Source organism: Thiolinea disciformis DSM 14473, assembly GCF_000371925.1.
GTDB classification, from domain to species: domain Bacteria; phylum Pseudomonadota; class Gammaproteobacteria; order Thiotrichales; family Thiotrichaceae; genus Thiolinea; species Thiolinea disciformis.
Map to the genome: position 1 here is coordinate 166,491 of NZ_AQVE01000005.1, position 15,265 is coordinate 181,755.

14 protein-coding genes are annotated in these 15,265 nt (G+C 45.7%); 8 read left to right on the forward strand and 6 right to left on the reverse strand.

Annotated elements, in window-relative coordinates; translation table 11 throughout:
• Positions 1-11: 11 nt before the first annotated feature.
• On the reverse strand, positions 12-773 hold the full coding sequence (locus A3IE_RS0105860; RefSeq protein WP_020394669.1) for a DeoR/GlpR family DNA-binding transcription regulator: 762 nt from the start codon (positions 771-773) through the stop codon (positions 12-14).
• Positions 774-905: 132 nt separating this feature from the next.
• On the opposite strand from A3IE_RS0105860, the gene glpD reads away from it, so the two are divergent.
• From glpD to glpK, 8 genes are all read left to right on the forward strand, one after another.
• Positions 906-2,414: a glycerol-3-phosphate dehydrogenase gene (glpD, locus tag A3IE_RS0105865; RefSeq protein ID WP_020394670.1), complete on the forward strand. Its 1,509-nt coding sequence runs from the start codon at positions 906-908 to the stop codon at positions 2,412-2,414.
• Between the two features lie 33 nt (positions 2,415-2,447).
• Positions 2,448-3,536 carry an ABC transporter ATP-binding protein gene (locus A3IE_RS0105870; RefSeq protein ID WP_020394671.1) on the forward strand — a complete coding sequence of 363 codons (1,089 nt, stop codon included), beginning with the start codon at positions 2,448-2,450 and terminating at the stop codon, positions 3,534-3,536.
• A 9-nt stretch (positions 3,537-3,545) separates the two neighbouring features.
• Positions 3,546-4,637: an ABC transporter ATP-binding protein gene (locus tag A3IE_RS0105875; RefSeq protein WP_020394672.1), complete on the forward strand. Its 1,092-nt coding sequence runs from the start codon at positions 3,546-3,548 to the stop codon at positions 4,635-4,637.
• On the forward strand, positions 4,634-5,503 hold the full coding sequence (locus tag A3IE_RS0105880; protein WP_020394673.1) for a carbohydrate ABC transporter permease: 870 nt from the start codon (positions 4,634-4,636) through the stop codon (positions 5,501-5,503). The genes A3IE_RS0105875 and A3IE_RS0105880 overlap by 4 nt, the downstream gene beginning before the upstream one ends.
• A 1-nt stretch (position 5,504) precedes the next feature.
• A complete protein-coding gene (locus A3IE_RS0105885) occupies positions 5,505-6,335 on the forward strand; it encodes a carbohydrate ABC transporter permease (protein WP_020394674.1) in 831 nt (276 codons plus the stop codon).
• An 11-nt stretch (positions 6,336-6,346) separates the two neighbouring features.
• A complete protein-coding gene (locus A3IE_RS0105890; protein WP_020394675.1) occupies positions 6,347-6,625 on the forward strand; it encodes a DUF2160 domain-containing protein in 279 nt (92 codons plus the stop codon).
• Between the two features lie 25 nt (positions 6,626-6,650).
• Positions 6,651-8,363, forward strand: a complete 1,713-nt coding sequence (locus tag A3IE_RS0105895; RefSeq protein WP_020394676.1) for an ABC transporter substrate-binding protein — start codon at positions 6,651-6,653, stop codon at positions 8,361-8,363.
• A 72-nt stretch (positions 8,364-8,435) separates the two neighbouring features.
• On the forward strand, positions 8,436-9,929 hold the full coding sequence (gene glpK, locus A3IE_RS0105900) for a glycerol kinase GlpK (RefSeq protein ID WP_020394677.1): 1,494 nt from the start codon (positions 8,436-8,438) through the stop codon (positions 9,927-9,929).
• A 2-nt stretch (positions 9,930-9,931) separates the two neighbouring features.
• Here glpK and A3IE_RS0105905 read toward each other — a convergent pair whose 3' ends face one another.
• The 5 genes from A3IE_RS0105905 to pstA all read right to left on the reverse strand — a co-directional run bounded on the left by A3IE_RS0105905 (position 9,932) and on the right by pstA (position 15,260).
• On the reverse strand, positions 9,932-10,684 hold the full coding sequence (locus A3IE_RS0105905) for an HAD family hydrolase (RefSeq protein WP_020394678.1): 753 nt from the start codon (positions 10,682-10,684) through the stop codon (positions 9,932-9,934).
• Between the two features lie 245 nt (positions 10,685-10,929).
• Positions 10,930-12,234 carry a hemolysin family protein gene (locus A3IE_RS0105910; RefSeq protein WP_020394679.1) on the reverse strand — a complete coding sequence of 435 codons (1,305 nt, stop codon included), beginning with the start codon at positions 12,232-12,234 and terminating at the stop codon, positions 10,930-10,932.
• Positions 12,235-12,328: 94 nt separating this feature from the next.
• Positions 12,329-13,030 (reverse strand): phosphate signaling complex protein PhoU, encoded by a 702-nt coding sequence (gene phoU / locus A3IE_RS0105915; protein ID WP_020394680.1) that lies wholly within the window; start codon positions 13,028-13,030, stop codon positions 12,329-12,331.
• Positions 13,031-13,061: 31 nt separating this feature from the next.
• Positions 13,062-13,973, reverse strand: coding sequence for a phosphate ABC transporter ATP-binding protein PstB (gene pstB / locus A3IE_RS0105920; protein ID WP_020394681.1), 912 nt, complete (start codon positions 13,971-13,973; stop codon positions 13,062-13,064).
• Between the two features lie 3 nt (positions 13,974-13,976).
• The gene (gene pstA / locus A3IE_RS0105925) at positions 13,977-15,260 is read right to left on the reverse strand and encodes a phosphate ABC transporter permease PstA (protein ID WP_020394682.1); all 1,284 of its coding nucleotides are present in this window, start codon (positions 15,258-15,260) and stop codon (positions 13,977-13,979) included.
• Positions 15,261-15,265: the final 5 nt, after the last annotated feature.

Here is a 15,265-nt window from a genome sequence, read left to right on the forward strand (position 1 = left end):
ATAGCTAAAGATTAATTAATAGTGTGTACGGTAACTTTATATTGTTTACACACTGATAGAAAACCTTCTGATTGAATTTGATCGGTGAATAATGCGGTAAGCTGCGCGACATGCCCTACTCTCACAGGCGCTGTCCGTTCCAATTTAGTTTGATCAGTCACTAAAAACCGTTCGCGCGCATTATTTAAAATCGCTTGAGTGACGCGCACTTCTCGATAATCGAAATCTAATAAAGTACCCTCCTCATCTAAAGCTGATGCTCCAATCACGGCATAATCTAATTTAAACTGCTTCACAAAATCCACGGTCGCTTCACCAATAATGCCACGATCAGTATGGCGCAATACACCACCCGCAATAATCACTTCAAAATCGGTTTTTTGAATTAATATGTTCGCTACATTCAAATTATTGGTCACCACCATTAAATTACGATGCTCCAATAAAGCCTGTGCCACTGCTTCGGGTGTTGTACCAATATTAATAAATAAGGAACTATTATTCGGAATCTGTGCCGCACACAATTGCCCAATTAAACGCTTTTCTTCCGACGCCATATTGCGACGCTGTTCGTAACCTACATTTGCCACGCCTGATGCTAATAAAGCCCCACCATGCACACGCGCTAGCAAACCTGCCTCACACAGTTCATTTAGGTCTTTGCGTATCGTTTGCGGGGTAACATCAAACGCTGCTACCAGTTCGTCCACCAAAACATGCTCAGCACTACGCGCTAAGGCCATAATTTGTTGTTGTCGCAATGAAAGCTGCATTATCTTCTCCGCCCTGAACAGGCACTTATAAGAATAGCTAAATAACGAAAATAATTCTTGTAAAAACGAAAATTCGCGAAGATACTTTACTGAGTAATCATCGCACTATAAAACAAGCATAGGATAGTATCGATGTTAAATTTACCTAGTACTGAAGTTTATGACCTAGCTGTGATTGGTGGCGGTATTAATGGCTGTGGCATCGCCCGTGACGCGGCGGGTCGTGGCTTGAAGGTTCTGCTCGCCGAACAAGGTGATTTAGCCCAAGGTACCTCGTCCGCAAGCACCAAGTTAATCCATGGGGGTCTTCGTTATCTAGAGTATTATGAGTTTCGTTTAGTACGTGAAGCCCTTTCAGAACGCGAAGTCCTATTAAAAAATGCACCCCACATTATTTGGCCGATGCGCTTTATATTACCAAATAATAAAGCAGTCCGTCCTGCATGGTTGGTGCGCCTCGGTTTATTTCTTTATGATCATATTGGCGGGCGTAAACTATTGCCTGCCACTCAAACCTTTAAGCTGCACAACAATCCTGAACTGGGTGATCCCATTAAGGATGACTTCGACGTCGCTTTCGAATACTCTGATTGCTGGGTAGATGATGCCCGCTTAGTCGTCTTAAATGCCTTAGATGCCGCCAAGCGTGGCGCGGATATTCGTGTTCAAACGCGCTGTACTCATGCCAAACGCAGCAATGGAGTATGGCACATCACGCTAGAAAACCAAGAAACGAAACAAAGCGAAACTATTCAAGCGCGAATGCTTGTGAATGCCACAGGTCCTTGGATTGACCATTTGCTCCATGACGTTAAAGCATTACCCGAAGCTAAGCACAATGTACGTTTGGTACGTGGTAGTCATGTGGTTGTGCCTAAACTGTATCAACATGATCGTGCCTATTTTTTCCAAAATACCGATGGGCGTATTATGTTCGCAATCCCTTACGAGCAAGATTTTACGCTATTGGGTACCACGGATGCCGATCATAAAGGCGATTTAACTCACGTCCAGATCACGGAAGAAGAAACACAATATCTGTGTGATTCGGCTAGTTTGTACTTTAAACATCCGATTAAACGCGAATCCGTCGTTTGGACTTATGCGGGGGTACGTCCACTTTATGACGACGGTGCGAGTAAAGCCCAAGCAGCAACCCGCGAATATGTGTTGCGCGTGGAAGATGAAAACGGCCAAGCGCCTTTATTAAATGTATTCGGCGGCAAGATCACCACTTATCGGCGTTTGGCCGAAGATGCTTTAAGCAAATTACAGCCTTGGATGCTTACTGCTAGTGGGGAGTGGACTAAAGAGGCGGCATTGCCCGGTGGTGAATTTCTCTTAGAAGATCGTCCCAAACTGGTTCAACAATTACAGCGGGACTATCCGTTTGTCGATCAGGCTTGGGCAGAAAGTCTCATGCGTCGCTATGGCAAACGTGCTTGGGAAGTCTTGGGCGATGCTAAAAATTTAGGCGATCTAGGGCAAGCATTTGGTGCTACTTTAACAGAACGTGAGGCGCATTTTTTGCGTGCCAATGAATGGGCAAAGGATGCAGAGGCGATTCTGTGGCGACGAACTAAGTTTGGTTTACATATAACACCCGAACAGCGCGACGCATTCAAGGCGTGGCTGCACTAGCCACGATTCCACGTAGGAGGAGGGAGACAATTCATGAGTTTGACACTGGAGCAAGTGTCCAAGGTAGTCGGACGGGATACGCATATTTATCCTACATCCTTACACCTCGAAGCGGGCAGCTTGAACGTGTTGCTAGGGCCTACTTTATCTGGCAAAACCAGCCTAATGCGCCTAATGGCCGGCTTGGATGTACCCAGTAGCGGCCAAATATTATGGAAAAACCAAGATGTAACGGGGCAGCCCGTCCAAAAACGCAATATAGCCATGGTCTATCAACAGTTTATTAATTATCCGGCGATGACTGTGTATGAAAATATTGCCTCTCCTTTACGCATTCGTGGTTTGAATAAAAAAGGCATCGATAAGCGTGTGCAAGAAGCCGCCGATTTACTCAAACTCACCCCAATGCTCAAGCGCAAACCCCTCGAATTATCAGGCGGTCAACAACAACGTTGCGCCTTAGCACGTGCCTTAGTGAAAGATGCCGATTTAGTTTTACTCGACGAGCCTTTAGCAAATCTCGATTACAAGCTGCGTGAGGAGCTGCGCGCAGAACTCCCCAAAATCTTTACCGCTTCTGGTGCGGTATTCGTCTACGCTACGACCGAGCCGACGGAAGCTTTATTACTAGGCGGCAATACCGCAACGCTTTGGGAAGGCCGCATTACTCAATTTGCCCCGACTTTAGCGGTGTATCGCAGCCCGAACACTATGACCACAGCACGGGTTTTTTCTGATCCGCCCATGAATTTTCTGCAACTCATTAAGCAAGCTCAGCAGCTGACCTTCGATAAGGGACAAACCCTGCCTGCTAGTGGTGTGTTTGCCAATTTGCCCACTGCTCATTATAGCCTTGGTTTCCGACCTAATCATTTAAGTTTAGAGCGCAGCAGCGCTGACGCTTTAAGCTTTCAAGTTGCCGTCACAGTGGTGGAAATCAGTGGCTCAGAAAGTTTTGTGCATGTCAAGCATGGCGAGCAACGCTGGGTCGCTTTGTTGTCGGGGATTCATGAACTGGCACCCGATACTGTACTAACTATGTATGTGGAGCCTAAGCATATTTATGTGTTTGGTGCCGACGGTACGTTAGTGAGTAATTCAGCATTGGCGTCGGTGGCCTAAGGAGCAAGTATGGCAGAAATTTACCTGAAAAAACTGGCACATAGCTACCTCCCCAACCCCCAAAAGCCAGAAGACTATGCACTGAAAGAAATCGACCAAGTTTGGGAAGATGGTAAAGCTTATGCCTTACTTGGCTCCTCAGGCTGCGGCAAGTCCACCCTCTTAAACATTATTTCCGGACTCATTACCCCTAGCCAAGGTGAAGTACTGTTTGACGGTAAAGATGTTTCGCATTTGCCGACCGAGCAACGTCAAATTGCACAAGTGTTTCAGTTTCCCGTGGTCTACGACACGATGACGGTATACGACAACCTCGCCTTTCCCTTGCGCAATCGCAAACAGGACGAGGCTAGTATTAAAGCACGTGTGACTGAAATCGCCGAGATGCTGGAACTCAGTGCTGACTTAAAGAAAAAAGCCCGTGGTTTAACCGCCGATGCGAAACAAAAAATTTCCTTAGGCCGAGGCTTAGTCCGCCAAGATGTAGCAGCAATCTTATTCGACGAACCCCTTACCGTGATTGATCCGCATTTAAAATGGCTATTGCGAATGCAGCTGAAAGCCCTACATCAGCGCTTAAATCGCACCATGATTTACGTGACCCACGATCAAACGGAAGCTCTCACTTTTGCGGATCAAGTAGTGGTGATGTATGACGGTTATGTCGTGCAAATGGGGACGCCGCAGCAACTTTTTGAGCAGCCCGAACATACATTTGTGGGGTATTTTATCGGTAGTCCGGGAATGAATTTATTACCAGTGCAAGTGGATGGTAATACTGCACATTTGAACGGCCAAAGTATTCCGCTAAATACGCATTACGCGCCGCAACAGGGTGCTAAGCTGGAATTAGGAATTCGTCCCGAATTCACACAGTTAAGCCCAAGCCCGACTGCTAATAGCCTCCCTGTGACCATCAAACGCATTGAAGATATTGGTCGCCACAAAATCGTGCGCGCCGATTATCAAGGTCAGGAAGTGAATATTCTGGTGCCGGAAGATCAGCCGGTTTCAACTGATTACCACTATTTGAATCTCGATCCCAAGCATATCCATTTATACGCCAATGGCCGGCGACTCAAACGGGAGAGCGCAGCATGAATAAGACTTGGAATAATAAAGCGTGGTGGATGGTTTTACCCGTCGTTCTATTAGTCGCCTTCAGTGCGGTGATTCCGTTAATGACGGTCGTGAATTATTCAGTTCAAGATACCTTCGGCAATAATCAATTCTTCTGGGCAGGTTTGCAGTGGTTTGAAGAAATTGTTAATTCCGAACGATTTCATGACGCATTAGCACGGCAGTTTTTATTCAGTGGTTTAATTCTTTTAATTGAAATTCCACTCGGGATTTTCATTGCCATGAATATGCCCACGAGAGGCTGGGCGCTTTCTGTCTGCTTAGTCTTAATGTCTCTGCCCTTATTAATTCCATGGAATGTGGTCGGTACAATTTGGCAAATCTTCGGGCGGGTGGATATCGGTTTATTGGGTGCTACAGCCGCAAAACTGGGGATTGATTATAACTACACACGTGACATTGGGGATGCGTGGTTCACGGTGGTCATCATGGATGTGTGGCATTGGACCTCACTGGTCGCCCTGCTTTGCTATGCGGGTTTACAATCAATTCCGCAAGCTTATTACCAAGCCGCTCGGATTGATGGTGCGAGTAAATGGGCGATTTTCCGTTATATCCAATTGCCTAAAATGCGCGGAGTCTTATTAATAGCAGTGCTATTGCGTTTTATGGATAGCTTTATGATTTACACCGAGCCATTCGTAGTAACCGGTGGAGGCCCTGGCAATGCGACTACGTTCTTGTCGATTGACTTAGTGAAAATGGCCATCGGGCAATTTGACTTAGGCCCTGCGGCAGCTTTCTCACTGGTCTACTTCTTAATTATTTTATTATTAAGTTGGATCTTCTATACAGTGATGACTAACCTTGATAAGCAGGGGCGTTAAGATGAGCACTAAGCAAACTACCAAAAGCTCACGCATTACCCGTCAAGGGGTAGTGATGACGCTGTATTTAATCTTCTTATTATTGCCGATTTATTGGTTGCTCAATATGAGTTTAAAAACCAATGAAGAAATCTTATCGACTTTTAGTTTGTGGCCGCATGATTTAACCTTTCAAAATTATATGACCATCTTTACCGACCCCAGTTGGTATTCTGGTTATATTAATTCGATTACTTATGTACTCATCAATACTGTCATTTCGATTACAGTCGCTTTACCTGCTGCTTATGCTTTTTCGCGCTATCGGTTCTTGGGTGACAAGCATTTATTCTTTTGGCTACTCACTAATCGAATGGCCCCACCTGCGGTATTCGCCCTACCCTTTTTCCAGTTATATAGCTCAGTGGGCTTATTCGATACGCATATTGGTGTGGCGTTAGCGCATTGTTTATTTAATGTACCCTTAGCAGTCTGGATTTTAGAAGGGTTTATGTCCGGTGTGCCGAAAGAGATTGATGAGACAGCTTATATTGATGGTTATAGCTTTGGGCGCTTTTTCACACGCATCTTTATGCCTTTAATTGCCTCAGGTATTGGTGTGACAGCGTTTTTCTGCTTCATGTTTTCATGGGTCGAATTATTACTCGCACGCACCCTAACCTCGGTTGCTGCCAAACCGATTGCAGCTACCATGACCCGCACGGTATCAGCGTCAGGTATGGATTGGGGAGTATTAGCGGCGGCGGGCATACTAACCATTATTCCGGGGGCGTTGGTGATTTGGTTTGTGCGTAATTATATCGCCAAGGGCTTTGCCTTGGGTCGGGTTTAAAGGAGGTCAAGATGGATCTGAGTTGGATGGCATGGACTTGGCAAACCGCTTTGTTTTTTAGCCTCATTGTGTTGACCTTGATTGGGATGGGAATTTGGAGTGTAAAGTCGCCGCAAGCACCACGCCTTGGGATTTTACACATCGAAACCACACCGGGCGATCGGCTATTTATTTCACTCCTAGGCAGTGCGTTTATCTGCTTAGGCTGGCTAGCCGCATTTGGACCACCCTTATGGTGGGCTGTACTGGTGTGTATCGTTTATGCCTTGGCGGTGTTTCGCTGGGTATAAAATTTGTAACTTAGGAGGAGCTGTTATGAAACTCAAACGCTTAACATTTGCGGTTACAGCTGCGGTGTTATTTTCCTACGGATCACTCGCTTTTGCCGACCTAGAAGCGGCCAAGAAATGGATCGATAGCGAATTCCAACCCTCAACCCTATCTAAAGAAGATCAATTAAAAGAGATGGAGTGGTTTATTAAAGCCGCTGAACCGTTCAAGGGCATGGAAATCAATGTGGTATCTGAAACCATCACCACCCACGAATATGAATCTAAAACCTTAGCGAAAGCTTTCACCGAAATCACGGGCATTAAAGTCACGCACGATCTGATTGGTGAAGGTGATGTGGTTGAAAAACTGCAAACGCAAATGCAATCAGGCAAGAATATTTATGATGCCTTTGTCAATGATTCGGACTTAATCGGTACGCACTGGCGCTACCAGCAAGTGCGTAACTTAAGCGATTGGATGGCGGGTGACGGTAAAGATGTTACCAATCCGGGCTTAGATTTGAAGGATTTCATTGGTTTAAGCTTCACGACCGGCCCTGATAAAAAGCTCTATCAATTACCCGATCAACAATTTGCGAACCTGTATTGGTTCCGCTATGACTGGTTCAACGACGAAAAGAATAAAGCCGATTTCAAAGCGAAATACGGCTATGACCTAGGCGTACCAGTCAACTGGTCTGCTTACGAAGATATTGCCGAGTTCTTCACAGGTCGCGACATTGACGGCAAAAAAGTCTATGGTCACATGGACTACGGTAAAAAAGACCCCTCTTTAGGTTGGCGTTTTACCGATGCGTGGATGTCGATGGCGGGTATGGGCGACAAGGGTGAACCGAATGGTTTGCCCGTGGATGAATGGGGTATTCGTGTTAATGAAAAATCCCAGCCAGTAGGTTCTTGTATGGCGCGTGGTGGTGCGACCAATGATCCCTCAGCAGTTTATGCAATCACCAAGTATGTCGATTGGTTGAAGAAATACGCCCCTCCTGCTGCGGCTGGTATGGTGTTCTCAGAAGCAGGCCCTGTGCCCGCACAAGGTGAAATTGCCCAACAAATGTTCTGGTATACCGCCTTTACCGCTGACATGGTCAAAGAAGGCTTGCCAGTTATGAATGCAGACGGTACGCCAAAATGGCGTATGGCTCCTTCTCCACATGGTGCGTACTGGGAAGAAGGCATGAAAGTCGGTTATCAAGACGCCGGTTCTTGGACTTTAATGAAATCCACTCCAACGGATCGCGCCAAAGCCGCATGGTTATATGCACAATTCGTCACCTCCAAAACTGTGGATGTGAAGAAATCGCAGGTGGGTTTAACCTTCATTCGTGAATCAACCATCAATGACAAGAGTTTCACAGAGCGCGCGCCAAAACTGGGTGGTTTGATAGAGTTTTATCGCTCACCAGCTCGCGTACAGTGGTCGCCAACCGGTACGAATGTGCCTGATTATCCAAAGCTAGCGCAACTTTGGTGGCAAAACATAGGGGATGCTTCCTCTGGCGAAAAAACTGCTCAACAAGCACTCGATGCCTTATGTGAAGCGCAAGAGAAAGTCTTGGAACGCTTGGAAAAGAGCGGTGTGCAGGGTGAGTTGGGACCCAAAATGAACGAACCTAAAGACCCGAAAGAGTGGCTAGATGCGCCCGGCGCTCCCAAAGCGAAGTTAGAAAACGAGAAACCAAAACCTGAAACCATCAACTATGATGAATTGGTAAAATCATGGAGCAAAAGCTAATCTCAATTAGCTAACATTGTAAACTGCTTACGCCGGTAGGCAGTTTGCTTTTCAACCTTAAAGGAGTCGGCTATGGCTTATCTCATTGCAATTGATCAAGGCACAACCTCTACTCGTAGTATTGTGTTTGACGAAAAATTACAAGTGATCGCCAGCGCCCAACAAGAATTTCCACAATATTTCCCCCAGTCCGGCTGGGTGGAACACGATCCAGACGATTTACTGAATACCACACTGAGCACGCTCAAAGACGCACTGGCTAAATCACCATTAAGTGCAAAAGACATTGCGGCGATTGGCATTACCAATCAGCGTGAAACCGTCATTGTGTGGGATAAAACTACGGGTAAAGCCATTTACAATGCGATTGTGTGGCAAGATCGCCGCACCGCCGATTACTGCCAAGAACTAAAAAATAATGGCAGCGAAGCACTCATTCAACAAAAAACGGGCTTACGCGCCGATCCTTATTTTAGTGGCACCGAAGTACGTTGGATTTTAAATCATGTTGCTGGCGCACGCGCTAAAGCCGAAGCGGGACAATTGTGCATGGGCACAGTCGATACTTGGCTAATTTGGCATTTGACCGCTGGCAAAGTACACGCGACCGATGCCACCAATGCTGCACGTACCATGCTGTTCAATATTCACACTGGACAATGGGATGCAGAACTCCTCAAGCTCTTAACTATTCCCGAGACTTTATTGCCGGAAGTAAAAGATTGCGCGGCAGACTTTGGTGTAACTGATCCGGCTATTTTAGGTGCTGCGATTCCAATTACAGGAGTTGCAGGTGATCAACACGCCGCCGTGGTAGGACAAGCTTGCTTCCAAGCCGGTATGATGAAATCAACCTATGGTACGGGTTGTTTTGCCCTGTTAAATACCGGTACACACGCGGTCAACTCGCATAATAACTTGCTCACCACACTGGCCTATCAATTGAATGGGCAACGCACCTACGCGCTAGAAGGCTCGATTTTTATTGCAGGTGCTGCAGTGCAATGGCTGCGTGATGGTCTTAAAATCATTCAAAAGGCCAGCGATACCCAAGCATTAGCCGAAGCTGCTGATCCTCATCAGCATGTATATTTAGTGCCTGCATTTGTAGGTTTGGGTGCACCCTATTGGGATCCAGACGCCCGTGGAGCCTTATATGGCTTAACTCGCAATACCGGCCCCGCCGAGATTTCCAAAGCCACACTCGAAAGTATTGGTTACCAAACCCGCGACCTATTACAAGCCATGAAAGCTGATAGCGCAGGTTTAAAGGAAACCAAAACCGTGCTACGTGTTGATGGTGGCATGACAGCCTCCGAATGGGCAATGCAGTTTCTGGCCGATATTTTAGATAGCTATGTCGATCGTCCCAAAGTTTTAGAATCAACAGCCATCGGCGCTGCCTATTTGGCGGGCTTACAACAAGGCATTTGCCCTAGCCCTGAACAATTTGCGAAAGACTGGGCATTGGACAAACGCTTTGAACCACAGATGGATAGCAGAGTGCGTGAGCAGAAATATCATGCTTGGCTAGAAGCGGTGAAGCGCACACGCTCAAAGTTTTAAACTCACCCTGCTTTCAGCAAATCACTATGAATATAAGTGTGCGACCCTAGATTACCTTGCAAAACGCGACAAGGTTGGTCTGGCTCACCCAAATGATCGATTACGACCAAAGCATTCGTGAAATTTTGTTGGGCTGTGTAATTATTCACAGTCACCACAGTAGGAATACCCGCGCCTAAAGCTGCTTTTAGACCATTTTCCGAATCTTCAAAGGCTAAACACTCGTCTGGTCTTAACTTCAGCTGCTTTAAAGCATATTCATAAATATCAGGAGCTGGTTTTTTCTTGGGCACAATATCGCCTGCCGCAATACACTCAAACCAAGTGAGCGCCTCTTCGCCTAAGCTAGCCTTTAACAGATAAGTGACATTCTCAGGCGTGGTAGTCGTAACAATGGCTAAGCGTAGCCCTGCTGCACGCGCTTCTTGTAGCAAACGTTTAACACCCGTACGCAAAGGAATAGCGCCCGTTTGTAGGAGTTCGAAATAGAAATGGGTTTTGCGCTTATGTAAGTGTGCAATGAGTTGAGACAGGTTAGCTTGCTTGAGTACTGCAGGCTGATAGTGTTCGATGAAAAATAATATCCGCTCTTTACCACCGGTAACCTGTAGTAACTCACCATACAACGTTTCGTCCCAGTGCCAATCCAAACCAGCCTCAGTAAAGGCTTGATTAAAGGCAGGGCGATGACCGTCGCGTTCGGTATCGGCCAGTGTCCCGTCCACATCAAATAGTAGTGCTTTTAGTTGCGTCATAGGCTAATCCTCCTAATGCCAAGCATAGGGGAGCTAGCACTTTTTATTTATCACTCTAGAGAGGTAAGCATGAGCCTTTTAAACTATCCCTTTAGTGATTGCTTTCGCTAGTTTGAATGATCCTAATCTACTAATGAGGCGACTAATTCTTTAAGCAACTGTACATTGATATGCGCGGATCTGTACTTTCCCAAGAAACCTTGAAGCGCTTTACAGGCTTGATCAGGTTCACCTAAAGGGAAATATTATGGCTCTAATACTTCATCCGTTGGGATGATGCGTGTCGCCAAAATCTTATCAATGCGTGTGCCATCCATATCCACGACTTCTAGCTTCCAACCTTCCCACTCACAACTATCAGCCGTTTTCGGCAAGCGCCCCATTAAGACCATCAACATGCCACTCAAGGTGTGATAACGCCCTTTTTCTTCTTCTGGAACTGCCTTTAGTCCCAAGCGATCTTTTAAGGCAGGTATCGGAATTAAGCCATCCAATAACCAACTGCCATCGTCACGCTGAACCGCCCACACATCATCTTGATGTTGTGGCTTAAATTCGCCGGTAATTGCCTCCATCATGTCATACAGGGTGACAATCCCTTGGACTTCGCCATACTCATCGATAATAAACATCATCTTTGCGCCGGTATCTTTGAAGTTTTCTAATAACTCCATGCCAGTGAGTGACTCGGGCACAAAGACTGGAGGACGCAAATCTTCAACTAACTCAAGCTTTTCACCCCGTAACATATGATTTAATAGGCGGCTGGTACTGACCACTCCCAGTACTTCATCCCAATTGCCACGAACCACCGGAAAGCGCGAATAGCGATTCGTCTCAATGCGCAGCAAATTTTCCTCAATGGATTTATCTACATCAAGATAAACGACATCACTACGAGGAACCATAAACGAAGCAATTTGGCGGTCATCCAAACGGAACACATTACGCACCATTTGATGTTCTTGCTGCTCAATCACTCCCGCATCCGAGCCTTCACTCAATAAGAAGTGAATGTCTTCCTCAGTAACTGTAGAGCCATTATCAATTTTTATTCCCAATAATCTTAAAATAAAATGGGTTGACCATGACAATAGCCGAACAAAAGGACGGGTTAAGATACTTAACCACCACATGGGGCGAGCCGCAAAACGTGCAATCGCTTCAGGAAAAGTCTGCCCGATACGCTTGGGTACTAATTCACCTACCACAATGGAAAAATAAGTAATCAAAATAACCGCTAGTGCCGTCGCACTAGGATTAGCAAGATGTTCCGGTACGCCAAATTGGAGTAACCATGAGGCAATATAAGGACTTAAAGCGGACTCACCCACAATCCCGTTCAAAACACCAATTGTGGTAATACCGATTTGTACTGCGGAGAGAAAAAAGGTAGGGTCTTGACCCAGTTTTAAGGCCACTGTTGCAGGAACATCACCTTCTTGCGCTAGATTTTGTAGTCGAGCTTTACGTGCTGCAACCAAGGCAATTTCTGACATTGCAAAAAAGCCATTTAACAAAATCAAACCAAAAAGTACGGCGATCTCCACTGTAAACTATCCTTTATTATTGAAAGGACTGTAGCTTAGCATAAAAAAACCTCGATATTGGATTACCGAGGTTTCTAATTCTGCTTAACAAGTTTTAAATAGCTGGAATAGTGCCATTTTTTGGCGCGGTATGGCGCACATCTTTGCCTTCCACCAAATAAATCACATACTCACAAATATTGCGGCTATGATCACCAATCCGCTCCAAGGCACGCGCACACCAAAGCGTATTCAAACTTTGTTTAATATTACGTGGGTCTTCCATCATATGCGTCAATAATTCACGCGACAAATAATCAAATTCCGCATCAATACGCTCATCACTTTGCCCAACTACTTTCGCTTTTTCCGCATCCATACGCGCCATCGTGTCTAAGGCATCGCGCAACATATCACGTACCTCATTGCCTAAATGACGCAGCGACGAATGTAAAGAAGCCGGGCTGGACGTTCCTTGACTGGTTAAAGCATAACGTGCGATTTTCTCTGCTTCATCACCCATACGCTCCAAATCGGTCACTGATTTAATAATGCTAATCAGTAAGCGTAAATCACTCGCCGCAGGTTGACGGCGCGCAATGATTTTGGCGCATACCTCATCAATCTGTACTTCTAAGCGATTAACCTTATAGTCAGAATTAACCACTTCTTCCGCTAATTGGCTGTCCGACTCCATCAAAGCACGCATCGCCTTATTGAGTTGCTCTTCTACCAAGCCCCCCATTTGTAATGCCATATTGCGCACGTCTTCCAACTCATGGTTATATTGCTGCGACGTGTGATGTCCGATATCCATACAAACTCCGAATTTTTAATAATTAATGGAATTATCCGAAACGACCTGTAATATAATTTTCCGTTAAGCGATGCCCTGGGTTAGTGAACACCGTATTAGTATCGTTCACTTCAACCACATACCCTAAATGGAAATACGCGGTACGCTGCGAAATACGGGCTGCTTGTTGCATGGAATGCGTGACAATACAAATCGTAAAGCTACTGCGTAATTCATCAATCAACTCTTCAATCGTCGCGGTTGCAATCGGGTCAAGCGCTGACGTAGGTTCATCCATCAAAATCACCTCCGGACTCACCGCAATCGCACGCGCAATGCATAAGCGCTGCTGCTGACCACCGGAGAGACCCGTGCCCGGCGAATTGAGACGATCTTTAACTTCATTAAACAAACCTGCTTTGGTCAAGCTCTGCTCAACAATATCATCTAATTCAGAACGATTGACGGCCAAGCCATGCAAACGCGGCCCATACGCCACATTATCATAAATCGACTTCGGGAAAGGGTTAGGCTTTTGGAAAACCATACCGACTCGCGCCCGTAACAACACAGGATCTTGGTCTTTAGCGTAAATATCTTCGCCATCTAAGAGCAAATCGCCCGTTACTTTCGTACCCGGAATTGTGTCATTCATGCGATTTAGACAGCGTAAATACGTGGATTTGCCACAACCAGACGGCCCAATCATAGCAATCACTTCATTTCGACCAATATCTAAACTTGCATTAAAAATAGCTTGTTTAGTTTGGTTATAATACACATTCACATCGCGCGTTTTGAATTTTGGATTATCCAGAAACGGCTTACCAACCGCTTGTTTCGCACGCTTCAACTCCTCGACTACCGAATGAATATCCACATCGGTCTTATTCACTGAGCTGGTGGTCGTCGTACCGCTGCTAGGGAAAGTCATAGAATCATTTGCCAAAGTTACAGTATTCATAGTTTACCAGCGTCTCTCAAACTTTTTACGGAGTAAAACTGCCAGTAAGTTCATTAATATCAAAAAGAATAACAGAACAATAATGGCAGCAGAGGTTTTTTCAACAAAAGCGCGTTCTGGACTATCAGACCAGAGATAAATTTGTACCGGCAGTATCGTCGCAGGATCGGTAATACCTTCTGGTACACTCATAATGAAGGCAACCATTCCCACCATTAATAACGGTGCTGTTTCACCCAGCGCGTGCGCCATGCCTAGAATAGTACCGGTTAAAATGCCGGGCATTGCCAAGGGTAAGGTATGGTGAAATACCGTTTGCATACGTGATGCTCCCATCCCGTAGGCGGCTTGGCGAATCGACGGTGGAACTGCTTTTAAGGCGGCACGCGCGGCAATAATAATAATTGGTAAGGTTTGCAGGCTGAGCACCAAACCACCCACCAAGGGTGTGGAACGTGGCACACCAAAGAATTGGATAAATACCGCTAAGCCTAATAAACCAAAAACAATCGAAGGTACCGCCGCAAGATTATTGATATTGACCTCAATAAAATCCACCAATGGATTGTTTTTAGGAGCAAACTCTTCCAAATAAATGGCGGCTGCAACGGCCAAGGGGAAGGATAAGGCCAAGGTAACAAACATGGTGTAAAACGATCCCATTAATGCACCTAAGACACCAGCCTGCTCTGGCTCACGTGAATCACCCGAAGTAAAAAACACCGTATTAAAACGCTTTTCAATTTGACCTTTCGCTTCCAGATCATCGAGCCAAGCCAATTGAAAATCTTTAATACGACGATCGGCCTCTGGCAAACTCCGATCAATATTGCCTTTTATATACGTATCAATATCATCATTCGCCAAAAACCAAAAATTTTGCTGCGAACCAATCAACTTAGGGTTAGCCAGTACCTGACTTTTCAATTCATTATCAGCACTTTTACTCAGCAAGCCTCTAATGAGGGCCATTTTCTGCTTTCGATCCGTAACCCCAGGAAAACGCTCAATTAACGCTGCCTCAATGGCTTTAGCGTATTTGGCTTTTTGCAAAAGTTCTGGGCTGTCACTCGCATTTACGGCTAACAGAGCAGGATCAAGATTTACTGGTAGCTGAATATAAGTCTGGCGCAAAGCAGGCAAACCTTGCGCGAAAATAGTGATTAATAGGGCTGCTAAAAAAGACAAACTAATCACAATAGAAACCAAACCAAACAGCCGGAAGCGCCGCTCACGGGCATAACGCTTAGTCAATCCAGCCTTAACAATCGCTGTGGCATTACTCATTGACT

Excerpts from the sequence above, each read along its gene's own strand:
- A3IE_RS0105860 (WP_020394669.1), bottom strand. The coding sequence starts at position 773 with ATGCAGCTTTCATTGCGACAACAACAAATTATGGCCTTAGCGCGTAGT.
- glpD (WP_020394670.1), top strand. The coding sequence starts at position 906 with ATGTTAAATTTACCTAGTACTGAAGTTTATGACCTAGCTGTGATTGGT.
- A3IE_RS0105870 (WP_020394671.1), top strand. The coding sequence starts at position 2,448 with ATGAGTTTGACACTGGAGCAAGTGTCCAAGGTAGTCGGACGGGATACG.
- A3IE_RS0105875 (WP_020394672.1), top strand. The coding sequence starts at position 3,546 with ATGGCAGAAATTTACCTGAAAAAACTGGCACATAGCTACCTCCCCAAC.
- A3IE_RS0105880 (WP_020394673.1), top strand. The coding sequence starts at position 4,634 with ATGAATAAGACTTGGAATAATAAAGCGTGGTGGATGGTTTTACCCGTC.
- A3IE_RS0105885 (WP_020394674.1), top strand. The coding sequence starts at position 5,505 with ATGAGCACTAAGCAAACTACCAAAAGCTCACGCATTACCCGTCAAGGG.
- A3IE_RS0105890 (WP_020394675.1), top strand. The coding sequence starts at position 6,347 with ATGGATCTGAGTTGGATGGCATGGACTTGGCAAACCGCTTTGTTTTTT.
- A3IE_RS0105895 (WP_020394676.1), top strand. The coding sequence starts at position 6,651 with ATGAAACTCAAACGCTTAACATTTGCGGTTACAGCTGCGGTGTTATTT.
- glpK (WP_020394677.1), top strand. The coding sequence starts at position 8,436 with ATGGCTTATCTCATTGCAATTGATCAAGGCACAACCTCTACTCGTAGT.
- A3IE_RS0105905 (WP_020394678.1), bottom strand. The coding sequence starts at position 10,684 with ATGACGCAACTAAAAGCACTACTATTTGATGTGGACGGGACACTGGCC.
- phoU (WP_020394680.1), bottom strand. The coding sequence starts at position 13,030 with ATGGATATCGGACATCACACGTCGCAGCAATATAACCATGAGTTGGAA.
- pstB (WP_020394681.1), bottom strand. The coding sequence starts at position 13,973 with ATGAATACTGTAACTTTGGCAAATGATTCTATGACTTTCCCTAGCAGC.
- pstA (WP_020394682.1), bottom strand. The coding sequence starts at position 15,260 with ATGAGTAATGCCACAGCGATTGTTAAGGCTGGATTGACTAAGCGTTAT.